This window comes from Microbispora sp. CA-135349 (assembly GCF_050947365.1).
GTDB lineage: Bacteria > Actinomycetota > Actinomycetes > Streptosporangiales > Streptosporangiaceae > Microbispora.
The window spans coordinates 7,186,833-7,210,272 of the sequence record NZ_CP192001.1; the positions used below are offsets into that span (position 1 = coordinate 7,186,833).

The following is a 23,440-nucleotide window of genomic DNA, read 5'->3' on the forward strand; positions in this document are numbered from 1 at the left end:
CGATGCTGACACCACGATAGTTAGATGGTCAAACCAATTGCCGGGCCCCGCGCGAGTAGGCTGGCGGCGTGCAGGCGACGGTGCAGAGCTTCGACCCAGCGACCCGTTCGGGCTGGGCCTTCCTCGACGACGGCACCCGGATCCCCTTCGACGGCGAGGCGTTCGACGCCGGGCCGCTGCGGCACCTGCGCCCCGGCCAGCGGGTCGCCCTCGTCATGGCGGACGGCCGCGTCACCTACGTGACGCTCTCCACGTTCCCGACGCCCTGAATCGCCAGTCGGCTTCTCGGCCGTGAACGACCGAGCTTGCAGCTCCTCGCTCGCGACCCGCGCGTGGGCACCCTGCTGCGCGGATTCGGCTCCCCCGCCCCGCCGGTCATCCCGTGAGGCTCCCCTGACCAGGGCGGGTTTGACCCGGTGACCCGGCCGGGGTTCTACTGGAGGGGCTCCTGCGTGAAGGGGCGAGAGATCGTCAGACGCCGCCGGCGGCCATCCGCCGCACCAGGGGCGTCACGACCGTGAGGAGGTGGTCGGGATGACTTCCGGCAGTAGTCCGCAACCGTCCCATCCCGTCACCCTCCCCGGCACGACGCGGGGCTCCGGCGTCGTCGAGGCGGTCGCCGCCCGCTGTCAGGCAAGGTGACGGGTTCTCATCCGTGCCGCACGTCCGGCATGAGACAGGAGGTCCGTCATGACGATCACGATTTCCGTTCCGAACACGCTGCCGCAGATCCTGGCCCGGACGGCCCGTGTCCTGTTCCCCGTCCTGATGCCTCTCGCCCTCGCGCTGGTGGGTTCCGCCGAGGTGGGAATCGGCCTGCAGGTGGGGCTGGACATCGGGCTGCTGGTCCTCCGGCACCTGCTGGGGATGTGAGAAGAACCGGGCTCCGGGCGCCCGCCTGCGGCGATGTCGTGGCGAGCGTCCGGCGGGGTCCAGGGCAGGGCGGGGTCTATGCCCTCACCCGGCCGGCCCGGGACTCCAGATAGCGCTGCTCGGCGATGCTGGCGGTGGCCTTCGCGGCGCGCCGGTAGTGCTCGTACGCCCCGGCCATGTCGCCGGTCTTCTCCAGCAGATGCGCCCGTACGGACAGCAGCCGGTGATGCCCGGCCATCCGCTCGTCACCGTCCAGGCCGGACAGCAGGGCCAGCCCGGCCCGTGGGCCCTCGACCTCGGCGAGCGCGATGGCCCGGTTGAGGGTGACCATCGGGTTGGGCGCGATCCGCTCCAGGATCAGGTAGAGGGCGTGCACCTGCGTCCAGTCGGTCTCCCCGGCCGTGGCCGCGCCGGCGTGCGTGGCGGCGATGGCGGCCTGCAGCTGGTAAGGCCCCAGCGCCGGGCCGGCCAGCGACGCCTTGACCAGCTCGACGCCCTCGTCGATCAGCTCGCGATCCCACCTCGTGCGGTCCTGCTCGTCCAGCGGCACCAGGTCGCCGGCCGGGGTCGTACGGGCATCCCGGCGGGCGTGGGTCAGCAGCATCAGCACGAGCAGCCCGGTCACCTCGCCGTCCTCGGGCAGCTGGGCGTGCACCATCCGGGTCAGCCGGATCGCCTCGTACGCGAGGTCGGCGCGGTGCAGCTCGCTGCCCGAGGAGGCGGTGTACCCCTCATTGAAGATCAGATAGAGCACGTGGAGGACGACCCGGAGCCGCTCCTGGAGCTCCGCGCCGTCCGGCAGGCCGAACGAGCTGCCGGCGGCCTTGATGCGTTGCTTGGCCCGGCTGATCCTGGCCGCCATGGTGGCCTCGGGCACCAGGAACGCGCGGGCGATCTCGGCGGTGGTCAGGCCGCCGACCGCCCGCAGCGTCAGGGCGATCTGGGAGGCCGCCGTCAGTGCCGGATGGCAGCACAGGAACAGCAGGACGAGCGTGTCGTCGGTGTCCGGCACGTCCTCCGGCGGCACCTCGACGGCGGCCGTCGCCGACTCCCGCTCGCGCCGCGCGTGATCGCTGCGCATCTGGTCGATGAGCCGCCGGGACGCGACGGTCGACAGCCAGCCGCGCGGGTTGTCCGGCACGCCCTCGGCCGGCCACTGCACGGCGGCGGCGAGGACGGCCTCCTGCACGGCGTCCTCACACCCTTCGAACCGGCCGTGCCGGCGTACCAACGCGCCGAGGACCTGCGGCGTGAGCTCACGCAGCAGGTCCTCGATGACCGGTGCCGTCATGCCTCCAATTGTCCGTCGGCGAACATGACCTGCCGCACCTCGATCCCGAGACCCTCGATCGCGGCGTCCGGGATCCGCGCCGCCAGCTCGATCGCCCGCTCCTTGTTCTCGCAGTCGATCAGATAGAAGCCGCCCAGATACTCCTTCGACTCCAGAAAGGGGCCGTCGGTGACCACCGGCCGGCCGTCGCGCACGGACACCACGGCGGCCTGCGACGGGTCGGCCAGGGCCTGCGTGGTGATCAGCTCGCCGGACCGCTTCAGCTCCTCCATGAACCTGCCGTGGCCCTCGCCGATCGCCGCCCTCTCCTCGTCGGTCAGCGCGTCCAGCACGGCCGGGTTGATGTGCATGCTGATCAGGAACTTCATCTCGTTCTCCTCGTGGGTCGCGAGCCCCCGCCGGGCCGACGTCGAGAGAACAGGGAGTTTCCGCATATGCGAGTCAACCGGGCATGGTTGGGACTGGCCGTCCTGGCGCTGCCGGCATTGCTCGTCGCGATCGACGCGCTCAGGCGGGCGACGGCACGCGCAGCGCGATCATGGCGACGTCGTCCTCCCCCGTCACCGGCATTTCGGTGAGCAGCTCGTCACAGAACCGGCCCAGAGGTTCGCGGGCGAGCGGCTCCGCGCACCGCCGCAACCGTTCGAGGCCCTCACCGAGGTCCTCTCCCCGCCGCTCGATGAGGCCGTCGGTGTAGAGCAGCAGGGTGCTGTGCGGCGGCAACGGCGCCACGGCACTGGTCCACGGGCGGCCGTGGTACAGGCCGAGGAGGGGGTTGCCCGCGTCCTCGAGGAAGCGGCCCTGTCCGTCGCCGGTCACCAGCAACGGCGGCGGATGCCCGGCCACCGAGTACGCCAGCTGCCACACGCCGTCGCGGTCCCTTTCCAGGCGGGTCAGCACGCAGGTCGCCGTGCTCTCGCCGTTCAGGGTCTCCAGGGCTCTGTTCAACCGCCGCAGGACGTCAGCCGGGGGCTCGAGTTCGCGGTCGACGGCGAGCGCTCGCAGCATGTTCCGCACCTGGCTCATCGACACGGCGGCGGCGAGATCGTGCCCGGCCACGTCCCCGATGACCACGTTGAGGGCGCCGCAGGACAGCTGGAACGCGTCGTACCAGTCTCCGCCGATCTCCGCGGCGGTCGGGCTCGCCTGGTAGCGGGCGGCGAGCTCCAGGCCGGAGATGTGGGGCGGCTCGGCCAGCAGGCTGTGCTGCAGGGCCAGCGCCACCCGCTGGGTGCGGCGGAAGCGCAGAGCCTTGCTGATCGCGTCGTGCGCGTGGTCGAGCATCTCCCGCATCAGGTGAACGTCGTCCGGCGCGATGGGCGGGCGCTCCCCGCAGACGGCGGTCGCGACCACGGCCGCCACCTCGCCCTCGACGACGATCGGCAGGAGGGCCATGCTGTGCGATCGGGCCTCGGCCAGCCACTTCGTGACCTTGTCGGCGCAGGGGAACGGGGGACGTCCGGGAGGAAAGGACACGTGGACGGGGCCGCGCCGCCGCACCGCGCGTACGAACCCGCTGTCGACGGGGTGATACTCCTTGCGCCGCGGGGGCAGCGTCGGCAGGCCCGGGCGCACGGCGGCGGCGGCACACTCGGTGACGATCGGCGTGTGGGGGAGGCTACCGCTCGACTCGGGGAGCAGGTAGATGTGGCACGCGTCGGCGAGCTCCGGCACGATCACGCCGGCGATCGCCTGGCACATCTCCTCCAGGTTGGTGATGTCGGTGGCCGCGGCCGCGGCGAGGTCCAGCAGACGGCGGCGCCGCTCCTCCTGCCACTCCTGCTCGACGTCGGCGGAGGCGCCCACCCACTCCACCACGGCGCCGTCCTCGTACACCGGCACGGCCCGGAACCGGATGTGCCGGTATGCGCCGTCCGAGGCCGCGACGCGGAAGACCTGCTCCCAGACCGGGTTCGCCAGCTCGACGGCCCGCGTCCAGGCGTCCAGAGCCCGCTCGCGGTCCTCGGGATGCAGGGCCCGCAGCCAGCCGTAACCGCGGCTCTCCTCCAGTGTCTGCCCCGAGATGCGCTGCCAGCCCCGGCTCACCTCCCTGACCTCGCCGTCGGGACCGGTCACCCACACCATGTGCGCGCCCGCCCACGCCATGCTCCGGTAACGGCGCTGAAGGCGGCGCAGCTCCTTCTCCAGGTCGCGGGTCCGCGGCATGGCGTCGGCCCGCCCCGTGACCTCCTGCGCCGTGACCTCCTGCGCCGTGGCCTCCTGCGCCACCGCCAGCAGCCCGCTCTCGCCGCCGGGCAGGGGGATCCCGGAAAGGCTCACCCGGAAGAGGCGCTCGCGTGGTCCGCCGCCAGGGTCGGCCACGGTCGCGGAGACCTCGTCGACGCACACGGTCTCCCCGGTTGTCAGGACGTCGCCGAGCACCCCGGGGAAGTCCGGTCCGAGGATGTCGCGCAGGGCCTTCCAGGCCGGCGCGCCGATCGGCCGGTTCCCGGCCATCGCGCGGAAGGCGTCGTTGATGTAAAGGAGCCGATGATCCTTCCCCCGGGTAACCAGGACTCCGACCGGTGCACGGTCGAACACGTCCAGCGCCACCCGGCTGGACTCAGGCTTTTGGCCGACTTGCACTACTTTTTCCCCCGGTCGAACCGTATGCACGCGATCGGTGGGTCCCCCGCATATGCGCCCCTCGACTCGCTTACCTGCAGACTACACACGTTTGCACAGGTCAAGGGTAGGGTCGGCGCCCTCCCGCGGCCGAGGGCGCCGGGGCATACAACGACGAACGGCGCCCGGGGGCTCCGAGCGCCGTCCACTGGTACCGGTGGGGCCGGCTACTTCTTCTTGGCAGCCTTGCCACCCGCGTTGACCTGCTCCTTGAAGTCCGCGCCGGGACGGAACCTCGGCGCCCAGCTCTCCTCCACCTTGATCGGATCGCCGGTGGAAGGGTTGCGGGCCGTACGCGCCGGCTTGTGCACCATCTCGAATGCGCCGAACCCGGTGATCGAGACCTTGTCACCGCTCGCGACAGCGCCCTGGATGGCGTCGAGAACGGCGTTGACGGCCTCGGTCGCCGTCTTCTTGTCGCCGACACGATCCGTGATCGCGTCGACGAGTTCTTTCTTGTTCATTTCGGTTTCCTCCCCCTTACGCGCTTGAAATTAGGGGACGAGGTCGCGGGACTTCAATCACCGGGGGGCATGTTTCGCCTGCTCGGCGTGTCGAATGTGCCGTCCAGACAGGCGATGAAGGCGTCCAGCCGGGCGGCCGCACGGGCTATGTCCCGCTTTGCCACGTCACAGATAGCAAGCAGCCGTCGCGCCAGGCGGGCCTGCTCCTCCTGTGGTAAGGCTAACGCTCTGACGCGGCGATGCGCATCACGCAGTCGCCGCGCCAGCAGCTCATCAGCGGTCTGAGGTTCGTTCAGACGGTCGTCGGCAGCCATGGCTGCCGTCCATTCTCGTACTCCTCGATGGTGTCCGCGTGACGCAGGGTCAGGCCGATGTCGTCGAGGCCCTCCATCAGCCGCCAGCGGGTGTAGTCGTCGATCTCGAACGAGGCCACCAGGTCGCCCGAGCGCACCTGGCGTTCGACCAGGTCGACGGTGATCTCCGTCTTCGGGTCGGCCTCGGCCGCGTCCTGCAGGCGCTCGACCACGTCCTCGGGCAGGATGACCGGCAGCAGGCCCATCTTCGTGGAGTTGTTCCGGAAGATGTCGCCGAACCGCGAGGCGATCACGACGCGGAAGCCGTACTGCTGCAGGGCCCAGACGGCGTGCTCCCGGGAGGAGCCGGTGCCGAAGTCGGGCCCGGAGACCAGGATCGACGCGCCCTCGTAAGCGGGGTCGTTCAGCACGAACGACGGGTCCTCGCGCCAGGCGGCGAACAGGCCCTTCTCGAAGCCCGTACGGCTGACCTGCTTCAGCCAGACCGCCGGGATGATCTGGTCGGTGTCCACGTTGCTGCGGCGCAGCGGCACGGCCCGGCCGGTGTGTGTGGTGAAGGCATCCATGATGATCTCTTCCTGCGACGTGGGGCGGACTAGAGGTCGGCGGGGGCGGTCAGCCGGCCGGTGACGGCGGTCGCGGCCGCCACCTGCGGCGACACGAGGTGGGTGCGCCCGCCCTTGCCCTGGCGGCCCTCGAAGTTGCGGTTGGAGGTCGAGGCGCTGCGCTCACCCGGCTTCAGGGTGTCGGGGTTCATTCCCAGGCACATCGAGCAGCCGGCCTCGCGCCACTCGGCCCCGGCCGCCTTGAAGACCTCGTGCAGGCCCTCCTCCTCGGCCGCCTTCTTGACGCCCATGGAGCCCGGGACGATCAGCGTGCGGGTGACGACCGTGCGGCCGCGCAGGATCTCGGCGGCCGCGCGCAGGTCCTCGATGCGGCCGTTGGTGCAGGAGCCGACGAAGACGGTGTCCACCTGGATGTCACGCAGCGGCGTGCCCGCGGTCAGGCCCATGTACTCCAGCGCCCGCTCGGCGGCGGACCGCTCGACCGGGTCGGCGAACTGCTCGGGCGACGGCACCGCGGAGCCGAGCGGCGCGCCCTGGCCCGGGTTGGTGCCCCACGTGACGAACGGCGTGAGGGTGGAGGCGTCGATCTCCACGACCCTGTCGAACTCGGCGTCGTCGTCGGTGCGCAGCGTCTTCCAGTACTCCACCGCCCGGTCCCAGGCCTCGCCCGTGGGGGCGTGAGCACGGCCGCGCAGGTACTCGAACGTGGTCTCGTCGGGGGCGATCATGCCCGCCCGGGCGCCGGCCTCGATCGACATGTTGCAGACGGTCATGCGGCCCTCCATGGAGAGCTTGCGCACGGCCTCGCCCCGGTACTCGACGATGTAGCCCTGGCCGCCGCCGGTGCCGATCTTCGCGATGATCGCCAGGATCAGGTCCTTGGCGGTCACGCCGACCGGCAGCTCGCCCTTGACCTCGATGGCCATCGTCTTGGGCCGGTAGGCCGGCAGCGTCTGGGTGGCCAGCACGTGCTCGACCTCGGAGGTCCCGATGCCGAACGCGATGGCGCCGAACGCCCCGTGGGTCGAGGTGTGCGAGTCGCCGCAGACGATCGTCATGCCGGGCTGGGTGAGTCCGAACTGCGGGCCGATGATGTGCACCACGCCCTGGCCGGCGTCGCCCATCGGGTGCAGGCGGATGCCGAACTCCGCGGCGTTCTTGCGCAGCGTCTCGACCTGCGTGCGGGACACCGGGTCGGAGATGGGCCCGAGCACGGTCGGGACGTTGTGGTCCTCGGTGGCGATCGTGAGGTCCGGGCGGCGTACGGCGCGGCCGGCCATGCGCAGGCCGTCGAAGGCCTGCGGGCTGGTCACCTCGTGAATGAGGTGCAGGTCGATGTAGAGCAGGTCGGGCTCGCCTTCGGCACGGCGTACGACGTGCTGCTCCCAGACTTTCTCAGCCAGTGTGCGACCCATGGTTGTGACGCCTCCTCGCGTTCAGACCCCCGGTCGTGTCTCTCATCGTGAGACGGGAATATCGGGATATGGACACTGTATCTGCTGATTCCCAACATTGCGTTTGCATCTCGTATGGCGAGACGGCAGTATCGGGGTATGGACAACTCTAGCGGGGTCGGAGTACTCGACAAGGCGGTTCTCGTACTCAACGCCCTGGAGGCGGGCCCCGCTTCCCTGGCACAGCTCGTCCAGGCGACCGGCCTGGCCAGGCCGACGGCCCACCGGCTGGCCGTCGCGCTGGAGCACCACCGCATCGTCTCCCGCGACACGCAGGGCCGGTTCATCCTCGGGCCCCGTCTTTCTGAGCTGTCCACCGCCGCGGGCGAGGACCGGCTGCTGGCCGTCGCCGGGCCGGTGCTCACCCAGCTTCGCGACCTCACCGGGGAGAGCGCTCAACTTTACCGCCGCCAGGGCGACGAGCGGGTCTGCGTGGCCGCCGCCGAGCGCGCCAGCGGACTGCGCGACACCGTGCCGGTCGGCTCCGCGTTGCCCATGACCGCGGGGTCCGCCGCGCAGATCCTGCTCGCCTGGGAGGAACCCGACCGGCTGCACCGCGGCCTGCGCGGCGCCAAGTTCACCGCCGCCACCCTCGCGAGCGTACGCAGGAGGGGCTGGGCGCACAGCGTCGGCGAGCGCGAGCAGGGCGTGGCGAGCGTCTCCGCGCCCATCCGCGGCGCCGGCGGCAAGGTGATCGCGGCGGTCTCCGTGTCCGGCCCGATAGAGCGGCTGACCCGTACGCCCGGCCGGATGCACGCCGCCCCCGTCGTCGCCGCCGCCGAGCGGATAACCGAAGCCATGCGGCGCGCGAACTGATCGGAGAGCGGTGTCCCGAAAGCCCTGGCGCCCCTCCCGCCGACCTTCGCCCCGTCACGGCACCTCGCCGCGTTCTCGCCCCACCACGAAGATTCCTCGCAGGCTCAGAATCTCCGCGGGGCCCGGGGAAGATCGCTCGTAGGCTCCGCTACGAGCTCCCTCCTCCGCCTTGCGATGCACCACTCTGGACACCGCTCCTTCCGGGCAAATCCTGGCGGTCGCGGCACTAGGCTGGCGGAGTGACAGACCGCATCGAGGCAGCCGCCGCTGAACTGCGTCCCCTGCTCCAAGAATTCATCCTCTGGGCGCCGGAGAACGCACCCGGCAGCGACCCCGATCTCGTGGGCGCCGTCGCCCTGTGGCACCGCCTGATCGCCCGCACCGACGTGGGGCTGTGGAAACGCGGTGACCTGCGCGCGGTCCTGCTCGAGCGCATGCCCCAGGTGGTCGAGGACCCCGACGCCGCCGCCGACGGCATGATCCCGGCCGTCCGGGCGTACCTGACGTTCCTGTCGGGCACCGGACGGCTCTCGCCGGGCTCGGCGTCTCTGGAGAGCCTGCTCGCGGAGCTGGACGAGGTCGAGGACGACTTCGTGGACGCGATGGAGGACGCCATAGCCGAGCGTGACTGGGACGAGGAGGAGGACGAGCTCGACGAGGACGAGGCCGACGAGGGCCTCGGCGACTTCGAGCCGTTCACCGACGAGATCGGGGCCCTGCCCACGATCCGGCTGCGTCCCGACACCGAACTCGCCGAGGCGGCCCGCGGGGTGACGCTCATCGCGCAGGCCCGCGACCTGGCGCTGTGGGTCGGCACCGGGCGCAAGGTGGGCGAGGAGACCCTGCTCACCGAATCCGAGGTGGACGAGGCCGTGCGCACGCTCGGCCTGCCGGACGCGCGCAACATCTGGAATCTGTGGAACCTCGCGATCGACCTGGAGTTCCTCGCCCCTGACGGCGACGACACGGTCAGCGTGGACTCCGACACCGCCGCCTGGCCCTTCGAGGACGACGACGACGTCCTGGACGCCTGGATGCTTGGCCTGCACTCGCTCGACTACGGCGACCCGGAACTGGACGACGACGACCTCACTCTGGCCCTGTCCGGCCTGACCCGGGCGCTGCTGATCCGCGTGCTGCTGGCCGGCGGCACGCGGCCGGTGTCCTCCCTGCGCGAGGAGCTGGCCGAGGCCGCGGCGGAGTACGACGACCTGGGCGCCGACGCCTGGGCCGCGGCCGGCGACCCGCTCGCCTCCGTGCTCGCCTGGCTCACCGGGTACGGCATGGTCACCGTCGAGGGGGACGCGGTGACCTTGACGCCGCTCGGCACCGAGGGGCTCGTCCACCTGCTGGACGACGAGGACATCGAGATCGACGCGCGGCCCGCGATCGACGCCATGACCGCCCTCGACCTGCTGTCGTTCAGCGCCGACATGTCCGAGGAGGAGGCCGACGAGGAGTTCGCCGCCTGGCTCGCGCTGCGCGACCCCGCGCGGGCCGCCTCCGAGTTGCTCGAGGCCGCCGCCGAGGAGGAGTCGGACGCCCTCGTGCGGGTCCAGGCGGCCAGCCTGGTGGGCTCGCTGGGCGAGGCCGCCATCCCGGCCTGGCAGGAGGCGCTGGAGGAGCCCTCGTTGCGGCCGTACGCCGCGACGCACCTGACCCAGATGGACGTCGAGGACGCCCCGGAGCCGACCCAGGCGGACACCCACTGGCTGATCCTCGACATGTGGACGATCTCCGCCGGGCTCGGCCGGCCGGAGTTCGTGTCCAGCCTGCACGACATCGGCCCCGCCCAGACGCTCATCGGGCTGCTCGACGTGATCTGGAAGGTCCGCCACCCTCACCTCGAGGAGCTGCTGGAGCTCATCGGCGAGACCCATCCGGACAAGCAGGTGGTGAAGGCCGCCAAGCGGGCGCTGTTCAAGGCGCGCTCGGGGCGGTAGCCGCCCCGTCCGCACGACTCTCAAGGCCGCCCTGCCTCACGCAGGGCGGCCTTCCTTCGCAGTGAAGGGCATTCAGGCCGGCCGTCGTTTCCGCCTGCCGGAATGACCCGCTTCGACGCAGCGCCCGGACTTAGTCTGGGTGCGTGACGCCGATCACACTGATGGTGAGCCCGATGGCGGGGTGGCAGCAGGCCGTGGACCTCGCCATCGCGCTCGTGTTGTCAGCGGCCATCGGGGTCGAGCGGGAGATCCGGCAGAAGAGCGCCGGGCTGCGCACCCACACGCTCGTGGGGTTCGGCGCCGCGCTGTTCATGCTCGTGTCCAAGCACGGCTTCTCCGACGTCCTCGGCGACTCCGTGGTGCTCGACCCGTCCCGGGTGGCGGCGCAGATCGTCTCCGGCATCGGCTTCATCGGCGGCGGCCTGATCTTCGTACGCCGCGACGCGGTCAAGGGGCTGACCACCGCCGCCGCCGTCTGGCTCACCGCCGGAGTCGGCATGGCCGCGGGGGCGGGCCTGTGGCCGCTGGCCGTCATGGCCACGGTGGGGAACTTCGTCGTGATGCTGGGACTCACCCCGCTGGCCGCCCGGCTCCCCCGCTCCAGGCATGCCCAGTCGCGGCTGCGGCTGTCGTACGTGGACGGCCGGGGCGTGCTGCGGCAGGCTCTGGCCGAGTGCACGAGCCGCCGATTCGTGATCGACGAACTGTCGCTGGAGCAGCCCGGCCAGGGCCGGGACGGCGGCGCGGTCACCGTCACCCTGCTGATCCACGGCCCTGGCTCGGTCGGGGACCTCACGAGCAGGCTCGCCGAGATCGAGGGCGTGCTCGTCGTGTCCTGCGACGACGCCAACGCCCAGCACTTCTAGTCGGCGGGCGGCGGGTAGAGCCCGAGCTGCGCGAGCAGCTCCAGCTGGTCGAAATAGACCTGATAGCCGACCACCAGCCCGTTCTCGAGCGTGATGACCTCGCAGCAGCGTACATAGATGCGACGCCCGGTCGCCTGCGCCTCCTCGCCGTCCGGCAGCAGAAGCGGGCCCTTGTGGGTGCCGGTGAGTGTGACCTCGTTCACCGCGCAGTCGCCGACGTCGATCGTGCGCCAGACCGACCGGCGGTAGTCCGGGAAGGCGGTGAAGAACCGCATCACAACCGACGCGATCTCCTCACGTCCGTCGGCCGTGCCCTCGGGGCTGACGAGCGCGCACCCCGGATCGAACAGCAGCATCGCGCGTCCGTGTCATGGGCGTCGAAACAGACGGCCCATCTGGTCCATGACCTCCCGTGCCCGTGTCACCGCGTCCATCACCTCCGCTACTTTCACCTCCCAGCGTAGGCCGCGGTGCGACAGGCCCCTCCACGGCAGGAGGGGCGAAACGACGCACAGCCCGTCAGCGTACGAGGCGTTCGAAGCCGTCCAGCAGGGCCGTCAGTCCCACGTCGAAGTGGTCGCCGCGCCCGGACCCGTCGGCGCCCCGCGCGAGCAGGTTGTAGCCGGGAGCGCCGGGAGCGGGCTTTCTGCTGCGGCGCAGCCCGCCCAGCTGTGCGGCGGTGAGAGCCAGCACGTGCCCCACGGTGAACTCCTGGACGCAGCGGATCGCCTGGAGCGCGAGCGGCGGCGTGAAGCCGGCGTCGCACAGGACGGCGACGGCCCGGTCGCCGCAGGATATGGCCGCCGCCGACCGTACGGGACGGGTCGCGAAGATCGTGACGGCGTGCGGGTGCCGCAGCAGGGTGCGCCGCATCCGGCGGGCCGTCTCCTCGGCCAGTTCGCGCCACGACGCCTCCCACGGCAGGGAGTCCACGTCGAGCTCGCCGAACAGCGCCTCGGCGACGCCGTCGAACAGCGCTTCCTGGTCGGAGAAGTAGCGGTAGACGGCCATCGGGTCGACGCCCAGCTCGGCACCGAGTTTGCGCATCGAGAACTTGTCCAGGCCCGCCCGATCGACGAGGGCGAGCGCGACGGCGACGATGTAGGCGTGGCTCAGGGTCGGCCGCACCGGCCTGCCCTCCGCCGTGCATACGCCCACCAGTTCGCCGAGGACGTGCGCGGGACGATGGTAGGGGCGTCCCACGCTGTCCCGTCCGGTGGCCAGGCACCAGGGCACGGTGGCCCCGCGCAGGGCGGACAGGTCGGGTTCGTACTCCTCGACGAACGCGGGCAGTTCCACCCGCAGCAGCCGCCCCACCGGGGACCGGAAGACCGCGGGCGGCCGGGGCATGGTCAGAGTCGCGAAGGCCACCCAGCCGCGCGGCGTCCCGTAACGGCGAGAACCCCCGGCACAGAGACGTACCGAGGGCTCTTCGGTGGATGTAGCGCCCCGACCGGATTCACGCCCGCGCAGCGGGCCATGAGCGGGGCGCGGCGTCCCGTAACGGCGAGAACCCCCGGCACAGAGACGTACCGAGGGCTCTTCGGTGGATGTAGCGCCCCGACCGGATTCACGCCCGCGCAGCGGGCCATGAGCGGGGCGCGGCGTCCCGTAACGGCGAAAACCCCCGGCACAGAGACGTACCGAGGGCTCTTCGGTGGATGTAGCGCCCCGACCGGATTCACGCCCGCGCAGCGGGCCATGAGCGGGGCGCGGCGTCCCGTAACGGCGAAAACCCCCGGCACAGAGACGTACCGAGGGCTCTTCGGTGGATGTAGCGCCCCGACCGGATTCACGCCCGCGCAGCGGGCCATGAGCGGGGCGCGGCGTCCCGGCAGCACCCCGAACGGCGAAAACCCCCGGCACGGGGAAGCGCCGAGGGTTCTCGAGATGTAGCCCCGACCGGATTCGAACCGGCGCTACCGCCTTGAGAGGGCGGCGTCCTAGGCCACTAGACGACGGAGCCGAGTGCAGTGAAGTAGTCCCGAGCGGATTCGAACCGCCGTTACCGCCTTGAGAGGGCGGCGTCCTAGGCCACTAGACGACGGGACCTTGCACACTGCGCTGTTTCCAGCAGAATCCCTTGGGGGGATCCAGCTGGGGTACCAGGACTCGAACCTAGACTAACGGAGCCAGAATCCGTCGGGCTGCCAATTACCCCATACCCCATCTGCTTGCGGGGGCCTCGCGGCTCCCGCTTGCGACTCCGAAAGAATAGCCCAGCTTGCGGCGCACTACCAAAACGATTGCGGCGCGCCTCGCGATCTCGTGATCCGATCCTCCTCCACGAGGGGCGTCCGGTCCTTCCGGGTGAGGGGTCCGGTCCTCTCGGTGAGGGGTCGGGTCCTCCTGTGCGAGGCTGGGACAAACGTCAGCACCACGTGAGGAGCCGCCAGCCATGACCTCGGCCGCGAACCCCTTCCTCAGCCCGAGCGCCCTGCCGTACGGGCTGCCCCCCTTCCAGGAGATCAGGGAGGAGCACTACGCGCCGGCGTTCGAGCAGGGCATGGCCGAGCACCTCGCGGAGGTCGAGGCGATCGCGGAGAACCCGGAGTCCCCGACGTTCGAGAACACCATCGAGGCGCTGGAGAAGTCCGGCGCTCTGCTCGACCGGGTCTCCGCGGTGTTCTTCAATCAGGCGTCCTCCGATTCGACGCCCGGCGTCCAGGAGATCCAGAAGGACGTCACGCCGAAGCTCGCCAAGCACGCCGACGCAATCCACCTCAACGCGAAGCTGTTCGCGCGTATCCAGGCGGTGGAGGCGGCCGACGAGGAGCAGCGGTGGCTGCTGAAGCGCTACGTCACCGATTTCACGCGTGCGGGGGCGACGCTGGGCCCGCAGGACCAGTCCAGGCTCAGGGAGATCAACGAGCGGCTGTCGGCCCTGGGGACGGCGTTCCAGCAGAACCTGCTCGCTGACACCAACGAGCGGGCGGTGGTGGTCGAGGACGCGGCCGAGCTCGACGGGTTGTCGCAGGATGCGATCCAGGCGCTCGCCGACCAGGCCGGCGAGCGCGGGCTGGACGGCAAGTATCTGATCTCTCTTGTCCTGCCCACCGGTCAGCCCGCCCTGGCCGAGCTGACCAACCGGTCGTTGCGTGAGCGGATCCACCGGGCCTCGGTCGGACGGGGCGCGGCGAACGCCGAGCTGATCAAGGAGATGGCGGTCCTGCGCCGGGAGCGCGCGCGGCTGCTGGGTTACGAGAACCACGCGGAGTACGTGCTGGCCGACCAGACGGCGGGCACGACTCAGGCCGTCACCGAGATGCTCGAGCGGCTCGTGCCGCCGGCCGTGGCCAACGCGCGCAAGGAGCAGGCGGACCTGGAGGAGATCGCAGGGCACCCGATTCAGCCGTGGGACTGGGCGTTCTACTCCGAGAAGGTGCGCAAGGCCCGCTACGACATCGACAGCCGGCGCATGCGGCCCTACTTCGAGCTGAACACGGTGCTGGAGAGAGGCGTCTTCAACGCGGCGAACCGCCTGTACGGCGTCACTTTCCACGAGCGCCCCGACCTGTACGGCTACCACCCGGAGGTGCGGGTCTTCGAGGTGCGCGACGAGGACGACTCCCCGCTGGGCCTGTTCCTCGGCGACTTCCACGCCAGGGCCTCCAAGCGGGGCGGGGCGTGGATGAACAGCCTGGTGAAGCAGTCGGGCCTGGAGGGCACCAGGCCGGTCGTGGTCAACAACCTCAACATCGTCAAGGGCGAGCCGACGCTGCTGACGTTCGACGAGGTCAACACGATGTTCCACGAGTTCGGGCACGCGCTGCACGGGTTGTTCTCCGACGTGCGCTACCCCCGGTTCTCGGGCACGGCCGTGCCGCGCGACTTCGTCGAGTACCCCTCCCAGGTGAACGAGATGTGGGCGACCCGTCCGGAGATCCTCGCCGAGTACGCCAGGCACCATGAGACGGGCGAGCCGATGCCGCAGGACCTCGTCGACCGGATGCTGGAGACGCAGAAGTTCAACCAGGGCTTCGCGACGCTGGAGTATCTGGCCGCGACCCTGCTCGACTGGGCCTGGCACACGGCGTACGACGGCGAGCAGGACGTCGAGGAGTTCGAGCGGCAGGCGCTCAGGGAGGCCGGAGTGGACCTGCCGACCGTGCCGCCGCGGTATCGGAGCACGTATTTCGCCCACATCTGGGCGGGCGGCTACAGCGCCGGCTACTACTCCTACATCTGGAGCGAGGTGCTCGACGCCGACACCGTGGAGTGGTTCGACGAGAACGGGGGGCTGCGCCGGGAGAACGGCGACACCTTCCGCCGGTCCCTGCTGTCCCGGGGTGGCAGCCTCGACTCCATGACGGCGTTCCGCGACTTCCGCGGCCGAGACCCGGAGATCACTCCCCTGCTGGACCGCCGCGGCCTCCGCTGACCACCACCCGCCCACCGTCCGTGATCGTGCGGTTGTCGCAGGCAGGCCACCCGGCCCGCGTCACGTCCGTTCGTGCCGCTCACACCGCCGAGCAGCGCAGACGCCGTTCGTGACCTCGCAGTCGCGAGGTCACGAACGGCATGGCCGCGGGCAGGACCACGAGCGCGGCCGCCACCGCACGATCACGCGGCGGGTTCGCCCTGGTCAGCGGCCACCGTTGCGGCAAACTACGAGATCACGGTGTGGCTTCGGGGAGGCGGGTGAGGGCGGCGCGGACCCGGTCGAGTGAGCGCTCGCGGCCCAGCACCTCGATCGACTCGAACAGCGGCAGGCCCACGGTCCTGCCGGTGATCGCCACGCGGACGGGGGCCTGCGCCTTGCCGAGCTTGAGCCCGTGAGCGAGGCCGACCTCCTCCAGGGCGGTCTTGAGCGACTCGGGATCCCAGCTGACCGTCTCCAGCCGCTCGGCATACCCGGCCAGGATGCCGGCCGCCCCCGCCTTCATCGCCTTGTCCCACGACGCCTGGTCGAAGACGGGCTCGTCGAGGAACAGGAAGTCGACGTTGGCGGTGACCTCCGAGAGCACGGCGACCCGGGTCTGCACCAGCTCGGCCACGCGGGCGAACACCGAGCGGTCCCAGGACGGGTCGAGCCATGGCTCGCACCGGGCGATGAACACCTCGCGGGGCAGCGCCCTGATGTACTCGCCGTTGAAGGCCCGCAGCTTCTTCTCGTCGAAGAACGCCGGCGCCTGGTTCACGTCCTCCAGCCGGAACAGCGGCATCATCTCCGCCCACGGCATGATCTCGCGGTCGTCGCCGGGCCCCCAGCCGAGCAGCATGAGGTAGTTGACCATCGCCTCGGCGAGGTAGCCCTCGTCGCGGTAGGACTCCAGGGCGACCTTGTCGCGGCGCTTGGACAGCTTCTGCCGCTTCTCGTTCACGATCACCGGCACGTGCGACCACACCGGCGGCTCCGCGCCGAGCGCCTTCCACAGCAGCTGCTGCTTGGGCGTGTTGGACAGGTGCTCCTCGGCGCGGATCACGTGATCGATCCGCATCTCCATGTCGTCCACGACGTTGGCGAGGATGAACAGCGGCGAGCCGTCCCCGCGGACGATGACGAAGTCCTCCATCGCCGAGTTGGGGAACTCCACCCGCCCGCGGACCTTGTCGTCCACGACCGTCACGCCCTCGTCGGGCGTGCGGAACCGCACGGCGCCCTCGGTCAGGCCGCGGTCGCGGCAGTGGCCGTCGTAGCCCTGGTGCTCGGAGCCGGTCCTGGCCTTCACATCGTCGCGCGTGCAGGTGCAGTGATAGGCCTTGCCGTCCTTGAGCAGCTTGGCCGCGGCCTCACGGTGCTGCTGCTCGTAGGCGGACTGGAAGTACGGCCCCTCGAAGTGCGGCGAGTCGCCGTTGATGCCGATCCAGGCGAGGGCCGAGATGATGCCCTCGGTCCACTCGGGCCTGTTGCGCGCCGCGTCCGTGTCCTCGATGCGCAGCACGAACGTGCCGCCGGACTGCTCGGCGACCGCCCAGTTGAACAGCGCGGAGCGCGCGCCGCCAACGTGGAACATGCCGGTGGGCGAAGGGGCGAAGCGGACCCTAGTCACGTGAGATCACCCGGTTAGTGAGAGTTCCGATTCCTTCGATGGAGACGCCGACCTCGTCGCCCACGGACATCGGGCCCACCCCGGCGGGCGTGCCGGTCAGGATGACGTCGCCGGGCAGCAGGGTCATGACCGCGCTCACGTACGCGACGAGCGCGGGGATGTCGTGCAGCAGAAGGGAGGTGCGGGCGCTCTGCCTGACCTCGCCGTTGAGCGTCGTGGTGATCGCCAGGTCGGCCGGGTCGAGTTCGGTCTCGATCCAGGGCCCGAGCGGGCAGAACGTGTCGAAGCCCTTGGCCCTGGCCCACTGACCGTCCCTGGACTGCAGGTCACGCGCGGTCACGTCGTTGGCGCAGGTGTAGCCGAAGATCACTTCGCTCGCGCGCTCGGCGGGCACGTCACGGCACAACCGGCCGATCACCACGGCCAGCTCGCCCTCGTAGTCGACCCGCTCCGACAGCTTGCCCGGATAGGCGATCGCCTCCGACGGGCCGATCACGGTCGTGTTGGGCTTGAGGAACACGACCGGCTCCGCCGGGGGCTCGCCGCCCATCTCCCTGGCGTGGTCGGCGTAGTTCTTGCCGATAGCGATGATCTTGCTGGGCAGCATGGGCGCGACCAGGCGGACCTCGGCCACCGGGAACCTCTCGCCGGTGAACTCCACCCCGCCGAAGGGGTGCCCGCCGATGCGGGCGATCACCTGTTCGCCCTCTTCCACCACGCCGAAGGCGACCTGGTCGCCCATGGAGAACCTCGCGATACGCACGTCACGAGCCTAGTGCCGCCCGGCTGCCGGGCGTACGTAAGGTGGTCACGTACCAGGTGGGTTGTCGAGCGTACGGGAGTCGATGTGCCTTCGGTCGTGAAGATCAACGTGCTGACCGTGCCCGAGGATATGCGGCGCGAGCTGGAGAAGCGGTTCGCCGGCCGGGCCGGGATGGTGGAGTCCGCCGACGGGTTCGAGTGGTTCGAGCTGCTGCGGCCGGTGGAGGGCAGCGACCGCTACCTCGTCTACACGCGCTGGCGCAGCGAGGAGGACTTCCGGCGCTGGCAGGAGAGCCGGGCGTTCCAGGCGGGGCACGCGCAGGCCGCCGCCGAGGCCTCCGCCCAGGGCCAGAGCCACGGACACGGACACGGGCAGGAGCAGGGCCACGGTCACGGTCACGGTCACGGTCACGGGCAGGGCGGCCCGGCCGCGACCGACTCCGAGCTGTGGACGTTCGAGGTCGTGGAGAGCACCGGCCCCAAGCAGGAGGGCTGAGCCACGTCCGTCGACGTTCGAACGCCCCTGGTCATGTGTGACCAGGGGCGTTCAGGCGTCGAGCGGGCCGCGTTCACGACGTCCGGGGGGCTTACACGGCGTGCGGGGGAGGTTCACGCGTCGAGCGGGTTGGCGGCGATCCGGGCGCTGACCCCGCCCGCGACGGAGCCGGCCGCCGCGCAACCCGGCTTGCGCCGGGCCTGCCCCTCGAAGGCGGCGAGGAACTCCGCGCCGAACCCGAGCCGGGGATGGCGCGCGAGCACGGCGGCCCGGACGTCCGCCGGGAACTCCTCGGGCCGCCGTCCCGACACGTCCCACGACGTCGCCACCTGCAGCAGGTGCGACTCGGGGTCCTCGGACGCGGCGACCGCGTCGCGCATGTGCACGACGATGATCTTCTCGGCGTGCGCCGCCCTCTCCGGCGGCCATCCGGCGGACGTGCCGAAGACCCAGGCGAGCCGTCCCCCCGCCTCCTCGAACGGCACCTCGTGACTGTCGAAGGTCTCGGTCAGCCCGATGTCGTGGAGCAGGGAGGACACGTAGTACAGCTCGTCGTCGAAGCCGATCCCGTGCGCCCGGGCGTACCCGGCGCCCCACAGGTATGACCTGATCGAGTGGTTGAGCAGCGCGGGCGAGCAGAAGCGGGTGGCGACGGCGAGCGCGGCCGCCGCGGCGGGTGTTTCGGGGAACGTCTCTGAGAACGGAACCGGCATGGCCCCCAGGCTGGCAGAGCGGGCCGGCCGGGCGCGAGCGGCCATGCCACTTCCCACACGATCCGGGCCAGAACCCATGGGCGCGCGCCATAGCATTCCGGCCAGACGTTCCACCGGGTGGCGGTCGTGAGCAGTTGTGCACTTGTAACCCAAGCGACTTGACCAGATCGCCAGAATCCGGACAGCATGAGCGGCTCCCCAATTCGATCTCGGAAGGGAAACCGGCGTGCTCCGCCGCCTCTCAGTCCTCTCCCTGTCGGCCGTCCTCCCGCTGACCGCGCTCACCGGGCTCACCGGGCTCACCGGGCTCACCGTGCTCACGGGGGCCGCGCCCGCCCGGGCGGAGGCCCCGCACCGCACGCCCGAGTGCCAGGGGGACTGGCTGCCCGCCACCCCCACCTCCGGCGACGTCATGAACGGCAAGCTGTCCTTCCTCGGCCTGCCCGCGGTCACGGTGGGCAAGGACGTCGACTGGCGCGTGGACCCGTACAAGAACCGGTCCTGGCAGATGGTGTTCCAGTCGCTGCGGTGGATGGGCCGGCTCGTGGCCGACTACGAGTCGACCGGCGAGGAGACCTACCTCGGCCGGGCCACGGAGATCGCCAAGGACTGGGTCACGGACAACCCGTACGGCGGGCGCACGACCAGCCCGTACGCCTGGGCCGAGCACCCGATCGCGCTGCGCGCCCCGGCCCTGGTATGCCTGAGCAGGTACGTGAAGGCCGGCTGGCTGAAGAACAGCCTCGCCCTGCACGCCAAGCTGCTGTCGAACCCCAAGAACTACGAGCTCGGCCACAACCACGGGCTCGACCAGGACATCGGCCTGCTGCGCATCGGCTGCCGCTACGGGAACCCGAAGTGGAAGAACCTCGCGGTGAGCCGCATGGTGAAGTCGATGAAGCTCGACATCGACGGGCAGGGCGCGTTGCGCGAGCAGGCGCCGCGCTATGCCATCTACGTGCACGACCGGCTCAGGGTGGCGGTCGACACCATCAAGGACTGCGAGATGAAGGTCCCGGCGGCGCTGGCCACCCGGTGGGAGAGCCTGCCGCGGCACATCAGCGCCGCCACCCAGCCCAACGGCTACATGGTGCCGATCGGCGACGGGCCCGCCGACGTCCAGCCGGCCGCCTTCGACCACGCCAAGTCGACCGTGCAGGTCTTCGACGCCGGGTACGTCTTCGGCCGCACCGCCTGGAACGACCCCAAGTCGGCCTACTACTCGATCCGCTTCGGGCCGGCGCTGAAGTTCCACGGCCACGAGGACCACATGGGCGTGACCTACTACGCCCAGGGCCGCTCGATCCTCACGGAGGCGGGCTTCGTCTCGTACGAGAACACTCCGTACCGGCGGTGGACGCTGAGCCCGGAGGCGCACAACGTGCCGATCCTCGTGGGCAGGAAGTTCCGCGGGCACACGCCCACCCCGCTCGTGGCCAAGTCCGTGCGCAAGGACCGGCAGACGTTCACGGTCACCGACAAGGCGTACGGCGTGCCGCGTAAGCGGTCGGTGCTGGTCAACCACCGCGAGGACGTGATGGCGGTGCTCGACAGCGGCGGCGGGAAGCTCCGGAACCTGTGGCACCTCGACCCCGGGCTGAAGGTCGTGTCCAACGAGGGCGGGCAGATCGTGGTGGGCGACGGCGGGTGGAAGGCGTCCATCGTCCAGCTCGCGATGCCGTCGTGCAAGCCCGTCGGCGGGCAGCGGGTGGTGCGCGGGCAGACCTCGCCCTACCAGGGCTGGGTCTCGCCGGGTTACATGCGCAAGGAACCGGCTCCGGTGATCGTCTCGCCCGTGGCGAAGTCGTTGCTGACCGTGGTGGTGCCCGGGACCGACCGGCCGGAGGTCACCTGCTCAGCGCGCACTCTGATCGTTCACACCCCGGCCGGTTCGGTCACGCTGCGCGCGAGCTCGTCCGGCACTCTGTCGTAGTCACGACCAGGCCTCCTCCCCCAGGAGGCCTGCGGGCGGCTATCCGTACACGGACGGCGTCGGTGAGCCGCCCGCCAGCTGCTGGGCATGGTCGGGAACGTGGCCGAGCTTGTCGACCTCGTGCGCCAGTCCCTCCAGGACCGCACGCAGCTGCACCTGCGTGACGTCCGCGAACGTGCGCAGGTAGGCGATCCTGCGCTCGAGTTCCTCGGCCTCCGCGCTCTGCAGCCCGTGGCCCGCCTCGCGGTAGGCGCCGACCGCCTGGTTGGCGGCCTCCTCCGCCTGCCGCTGCGCCTCCATCAGGAGTTCCTCGTACTGCTGGCGGGCCTGGCCCACGATGCGCCGCGCGTAGTCCTCGGCCTCCGCGATCTGGGCGTCGGCGGTCTGCTGCGCGCGGGACAGGATGTTGATGGCGTCGACGTTGAGCGACTGCGGAGCGGCACCCTGTTCCGGGTTGAGGCCGTGTTCCTTGTACCACTGCTTCATGCGGTCGATGTACGCCCGCAGGTCCGCCTTCTCCTTGTCGCTGGCGGCCATGTCCTCCGCCACGCGGTAGAGGAACGCCCGCACCTCGTCCTCGCTGTAGCCGCGGCGCCCGAGCGATGTGCGCGTGAACTCCTGCTTGCGGACCCGATCCGGGGTGAGGGGCTGGCGCTCGCCCGCCGGGCTTCCCCAAGGCATCTCTGCCGTCATGACTCCCGACCTTTGTCGCTCGTGAACTCGTCGAAGTGGATCTGCTCGGAGGGCACGCCGGCGTCCAGCAGCCGTCCGACGGTCGCCTGCGCCATCTCCTCCGAGCCGCAGACGTAGACGTGCTGGCCACGCCATCCCTGCAGCGCCACGTCCACCGCGTAACCGCGGGTGCCCCGGTAGAAGGGATCGTGGGAGACGACCGGCACGACGTTCAGCCAGGGGTGTTCGGCGGCCATCTTGGCCAGCGACTCGTAGTCGTACAGCTCCCTGGAGTTCCGGGCGCCGACGACGAGGTCCACCCTGCGCGTCGGACCCTCGTAGGCGATCTGCTCCACGAGCGCCTTGAGCGGCGCGAGGCCGGTGCCGCCCGCGATCATGAGCAGGTCGCCCTGGGCGTCCGGGGGGAGCGTCAGCCGTTCCCCCACGGCCGCGCCCACGCGCAGCATGTCGCCCCGCCGCGCGCCCATGACGAGCGCGGAGCTGAGCACGCCACCGTCGACCATGCGTACGTGCAGGTCGATGGTGTTGTCCTGGCGGGGCGCGTTGGCGAACGAGTAGTACCGCCAGACGCGCGGGCGCATGGCGTAGGAGATCGACGCCGACTGGCCCGGCCGGAAGGGGTACTGGTAGTTCAGCCGCGCGCGGATGACGGCGATGCCGAGGGTGCGCATCTCGTGGCCGATGATCTCGGCCTCCCACCAGGGCGGGGAGACCTTCGACGACTCGTTGGCGGCCTCGACCATCACCTGGGCGACCAGGTTGTACGCCTGGGTCCAGTCGTGCGCGAGCGCGGGAGTCCACCGATCGGAGAGGAAGTGCTCGAGCGTGGCGAGCAGTGCCTGGCCGACGGCCGGGTAGTGCGTGGCGGTGACCCCGAACTTGCGATGGTCGCGGCCGAGCTGCTGGAGGAACGGGACGACTTCCTCCACCCGGTCGACGTTGCTGACGACCTGCCCGAGCGCGGTCACGAGCTTGTCGCGCTGGCGTGCCATCGACACCGGGAACATGTCCCGTACGTCCGGGTTCATCAGGAAAAGAACCGAATAGAAGTACAGCGGCACCTGGTCGCCCGACCGGGAGACAAGGTGCCAGCTGTCCTTGAGAGCCTGCGTATCCACTCAGTCGGCCGTTTCCACGGGTTCGGCCACGATGGACGACTTCACCTTGCCGAGGACGAGGCCGACGTCGCGCAGGATGTCCTCGCCGACGCCGCTCTCCTGCAGGACCGCGAAGAGGTGCTCGCCTACCTTGTCGTAGTGCGCGGAGGTGACGCCCATGCCGGCGTGCGCCTCGCCCAGGTCTCGTCCCTCGTACGGCTCCGGGCCTCCCAGGACCGAGCACAGCAGCATGACCATGTGCCGCTTCAGCCTGGGCATGTCGATGCCGGCGAAGTACGGCTTCAGATCGTCGTCGCCGAGCACGCGCTCGTAGAAGCGGTCGACGACGTCGCGCACGACCGGTGCGCCGCCGATTTGGTCGTAATAGGACGAGGTGTTCACAGACCCTCCCATATCGGGTGCACCAGCGAGGGGGATGACTGCTGTCCGAAGATTTCCATACTCGGGACAGTCACGCGGCTGGTCATGGTGACAGACGTGGCTCGGCTCCCGCAACCCCGGCCGCCTCCGATGGACAGAT

General features: G+C 70.5%; 23 protein-coding genes and 3 tRNA genes. 8 read left to right on the plus strand and 18 right to left on the minus strand.

All coding sequences use genetic code 11. From position 1 onward, the window contains the following. The first annotated feature begins 68 nt into the window (after nt 1-68). Together ACQPZZ_RS33150 and ACQPZZ_RS33155 are read left to right on the plus strand one after the other, a co-directional pair. Nucleotides 69-269 carry a hypothetical protein gene (locus ACQPZZ_RS33150; RefSeq protein ID WP_363644048.1) on the plus strand — a complete coding sequence of 67 codons (201 nt, stop codon included), beginning with the start codon at nt 69-71 and terminating at the stop codon, nt 267-269. Between the two features lie 421 nt (nt 270-690). Beyond that, complete coding sequence (locus ACQPZZ_RS33155) at nt 691-873, plus strand: hypothetical protein (protein WP_432925589.1); 183 nt, start codon at nt 691-693, stop codon at nt 871-873. A 76-nt stretch (nt 874-949) separates the two neighbouring features. Here the strand turns inward: ACQPZZ_RS33155 and ACQPZZ_RS33160 are convergent, their stop codons facing one another. The 7 genes from ACQPZZ_RS33160 to leuC form a co-directional block, all read right to left on the minus strand. After that, nucleotides 950-2,164 (minus strand): RNA polymerase sigma factor, encoded by a 1,215-nt coding sequence (locus tag ACQPZZ_RS33160; RefSeq protein WP_432925591.1) that lies wholly within the window; start codon nt 2,162-2,164, stop codon nt 950-952. Beyond that, nucleotides 2,161-2,532 carry a YciI family protein gene (locus ACQPZZ_RS33165; RefSeq protein ID WP_432925593.1) on the minus strand — a complete coding sequence of 124 codons (372 nt, stop codon included), beginning with the start codon at nt 2,530-2,532 and terminating at the stop codon, nt 2,161-2,163. Before ACQPZZ_RS33165 ends, ACQPZZ_RS33160 begins: the two co-directional genes overlap by 4 nt. A gap of 139 nt (nt 2,533-2,671) precedes the next feature. Continuing rightward, nucleotides 2,672-4,750, minus strand: coding sequence for a SpoIIE family protein phosphatase (locus ACQPZZ_RS33170; protein WP_432925595.1), 2,079 nt, complete (start codon nt 4,748-4,750; stop codon nt 2,672-2,674). Between the two features lie 206 nt (nt 4,751-4,956). Then, on the minus strand, nt 4,957-5,253 hold the full coding sequence (locus ACQPZZ_RS33175; protein WP_111698130.1) for an HU family DNA-binding protein: 297 nt from the start codon (nt 5,251-5,253) through the stop codon (nt 4,957-4,959). A gap of 53 nt (nt 5,254-5,306) precedes the next feature. Then, entirely contained in the window at nt 5,307-5,567 is a 261-nt protein-coding gene (locus tag ACQPZZ_RS33180) for a hypothetical protein (RefSeq protein ID WP_363644044.1), read from the minus strand. Further along, nucleotides 5,546-6,133, minus strand: a complete 588-nt coding sequence (leuD, locus tag ACQPZZ_RS33185) for a 3-isopropylmalate dehydratase small subunit (RefSeq protein ID WP_363644042.1) — start codon at nt 6,131-6,133, stop codon at nt 5,546-5,548. Before leuD ends, ACQPZZ_RS33180 begins: the two co-directional genes overlap by 22 nt. Before the next feature lie 29 nt (nt 6,134-6,162). Next, nucleotides 6,163-7,548, minus strand: a complete 1,386-nt coding sequence (leuC, locus tag ACQPZZ_RS33190) for a 3-isopropylmalate dehydratase large subunit (protein ID WP_363644040.1) — start codon at nt 7,546-7,548, stop codon at nt 6,163-6,165. Between the two features lie 138 nt (nt 7,549-7,686). Between leuC and ACQPZZ_RS33195 the strand changes: the two genes are divergently transcribed. The 3 genes from ACQPZZ_RS33195 (at nt 7,687) to ACQPZZ_RS33205 (ending at nt 11,212) form a co-directional block, all read left to right on the plus strand. After that, entirely contained in the window at nt 7,687-8,403 is a 717-nt protein-coding gene (locus tag ACQPZZ_RS33195) for an IclR family transcriptional regulator (protein ID WP_079312748.1), read from the plus strand. 239 nt (nt 8,404-8,642) lie between these two features. Next, a complete protein-coding gene (locus ACQPZZ_RS33200; protein ID WP_432925599.1) occupies nt 8,643-10,346 on the plus strand; it encodes a hypothetical protein in 1,704 nt (567 codons plus the stop codon). A gap of 143 nt (nt 10,347-10,489) precedes the next feature. Beyond that, a complete protein-coding gene (locus tag ACQPZZ_RS33205) occupies nt 10,490-11,212 on the plus strand; it encodes an MgtC/SapB family protein (RefSeq protein ID WP_432925601.1) in 723 nt (240 codons plus the stop codon). On the opposite strand, the gene ACQPZZ_RS33210 is transcribed toward ACQPZZ_RS33205, so the two are convergent. From ACQPZZ_RS33210 to ACQPZZ_RS33230, 5 genes are all read right to left on the minus strand, one after another. Then, nucleotides 11,209-11,568, minus strand: a complete 360-nt coding sequence (locus tag ACQPZZ_RS33210) for an ester cyclase (protein WP_432925603.1) — start codon at nt 11,566-11,568, stop codon at nt 11,209-11,211. The two genes, ACQPZZ_RS33205 and ACQPZZ_RS33210, sit on opposite strands and share 4 nt — an antisense overlap. A 163-nt stretch (nt 11,569-11,731) precedes the next feature. Then, complete coding sequence (locus ACQPZZ_RS33215) at nt 11,732-12,583, minus strand: TetR/AcrR family transcriptional regulator C-terminal domain-containing protein (protein ID WP_432925605.1); 852 nt, start codon at nt 12,581-12,583, stop codon at nt 11,732-11,734. A gap of 522 nt (nt 12,584-13,105) precedes the next feature. Next, a tRNA-Glu gene (locus ACQPZZ_RS33220) sits at nt 13,106-13,178 on the minus strand. A gap of 13 nt (nt 13,179-13,191) precedes the next feature. After that, a tRNA-Glu gene (locus ACQPZZ_RS33225) sits at nt 13,192-13,264 on the minus strand. 45 nt (nt 13,265-13,309) lie between these two features. Then, nucleotides 13,310-13,381 (minus strand) — tRNA-Gln (locus tag ACQPZZ_RS33230). A gap of 229 nt (nt 13,382-13,610) precedes the next feature. Here ACQPZZ_RS33230 and ACQPZZ_RS33235 point away from each other — a divergent pair. Further along, a complete protein-coding gene (locus ACQPZZ_RS33235) occupies nt 13,611-15,593 on the plus strand; it encodes a M3 family metallopeptidase (protein ID WP_432925607.1) in 1,983 nt (660 codons plus the stop codon). Between the two features lie 235 nt (nt 15,594-15,828). Here the strand turns inward: ACQPZZ_RS33235 and gltX are convergent, their stop codons facing one another. Together gltX and ACQPZZ_RS33245 are read right to left on the minus strand one after the other, a co-directional pair. Continuing rightward, a complete protein-coding gene (gltX, locus tag ACQPZZ_RS33240; RefSeq protein WP_432925609.1) occupies nt 15,829-17,205 on the minus strand; it encodes a glutamate--tRNA ligase in 1,377 nt (458 codons plus the stop codon). After that, nucleotides 17,198-17,968: a fumarylacetoacetate hydrolase family protein gene (locus tag ACQPZZ_RS33245; RefSeq protein ID WP_432925611.1), complete on the minus strand. Its 771-nt coding sequence runs from the start codon at nt 17,966-17,968 to the stop codon at nt 17,198-17,200. Before ACQPZZ_RS33245 ends, gltX begins: the two co-directional genes overlap by 8 nt. 84 nt (nt 17,969-18,052) lie before the next feature. On the opposite strand from ACQPZZ_RS33245, the gene ACQPZZ_RS33250 reads away from it, so the two are divergent. Beyond that, the gene (locus ACQPZZ_RS33250) at nt 18,053-18,463 is read left to right on the plus strand and encodes an antibiotic biosynthesis monooxygenase family protein (RefSeq protein ID WP_432925614.1); all 411 of its coding nucleotides are present in this window, start codon (nt 18,053-18,055) and stop codon (nt 18,461-18,463) included. Between the two features lie 113 nt (nt 18,464-18,576). Here the strand turns inward: ACQPZZ_RS33250 and ACQPZZ_RS33255 are convergent, their stop codons facing one another. Then, nucleotides 18,577-19,176, minus strand: a complete 600-nt coding sequence (locus ACQPZZ_RS33255; protein WP_432925616.1) for an HD domain-containing protein — start codon at nt 19,174-19,176, stop codon at nt 18,577-18,579. Nucleotides 19,177-19,402: 226 nt separating this feature from the next. Between ACQPZZ_RS33255 and ACQPZZ_RS33260 the strand changes: the two genes are divergently transcribed. Beyond that, entirely contained in the window at nt 19,403-21,109 is a 1,707-nt protein-coding gene (locus ACQPZZ_RS33260; RefSeq protein ID WP_432925618.1) for a heparinase II/III family protein, read from the plus strand. 39 nt (nt 21,110-21,148) lie between these two features. On the opposite strand, the gene ACQPZZ_RS33265 is transcribed toward ACQPZZ_RS33260, so the two are convergent. The 3 genes from ACQPZZ_RS33265 to ACQPZZ_RS33275 are packed head-to-tail and all read right to left on the minus strand — an operon-like array spanning nt 21,149 to nt 23,301. Continuing rightward, entirely contained in the window at nt 21,149-21,802 is a 654-nt protein-coding gene (locus tag ACQPZZ_RS33265) for a DivIVA domain-containing protein (RefSeq protein ID WP_432925620.1), read from the minus strand. After that, a complete protein-coding gene (locus ACQPZZ_RS33270) occupies nt 21,799-22,920 on the minus strand; it encodes a globin domain-containing protein (RefSeq protein ID WP_363644017.1) in 1,122 nt (373 codons plus the stop codon). Before ACQPZZ_RS33270 ends, ACQPZZ_RS33265 begins: the two co-directional genes overlap by 4 nt. Next, the gene (locus ACQPZZ_RS33275; RefSeq protein WP_432925623.1) at nt 22,921-23,301 is read right to left on the minus strand and encodes a group I truncated hemoglobin; all 381 of its coding nucleotides are present in this window, start codon (nt 23,299-23,301) and stop codon (nt 22,921-22,923) included. Nucleotides 23,302-23,440 lie beyond the last annotated feature (139 nt).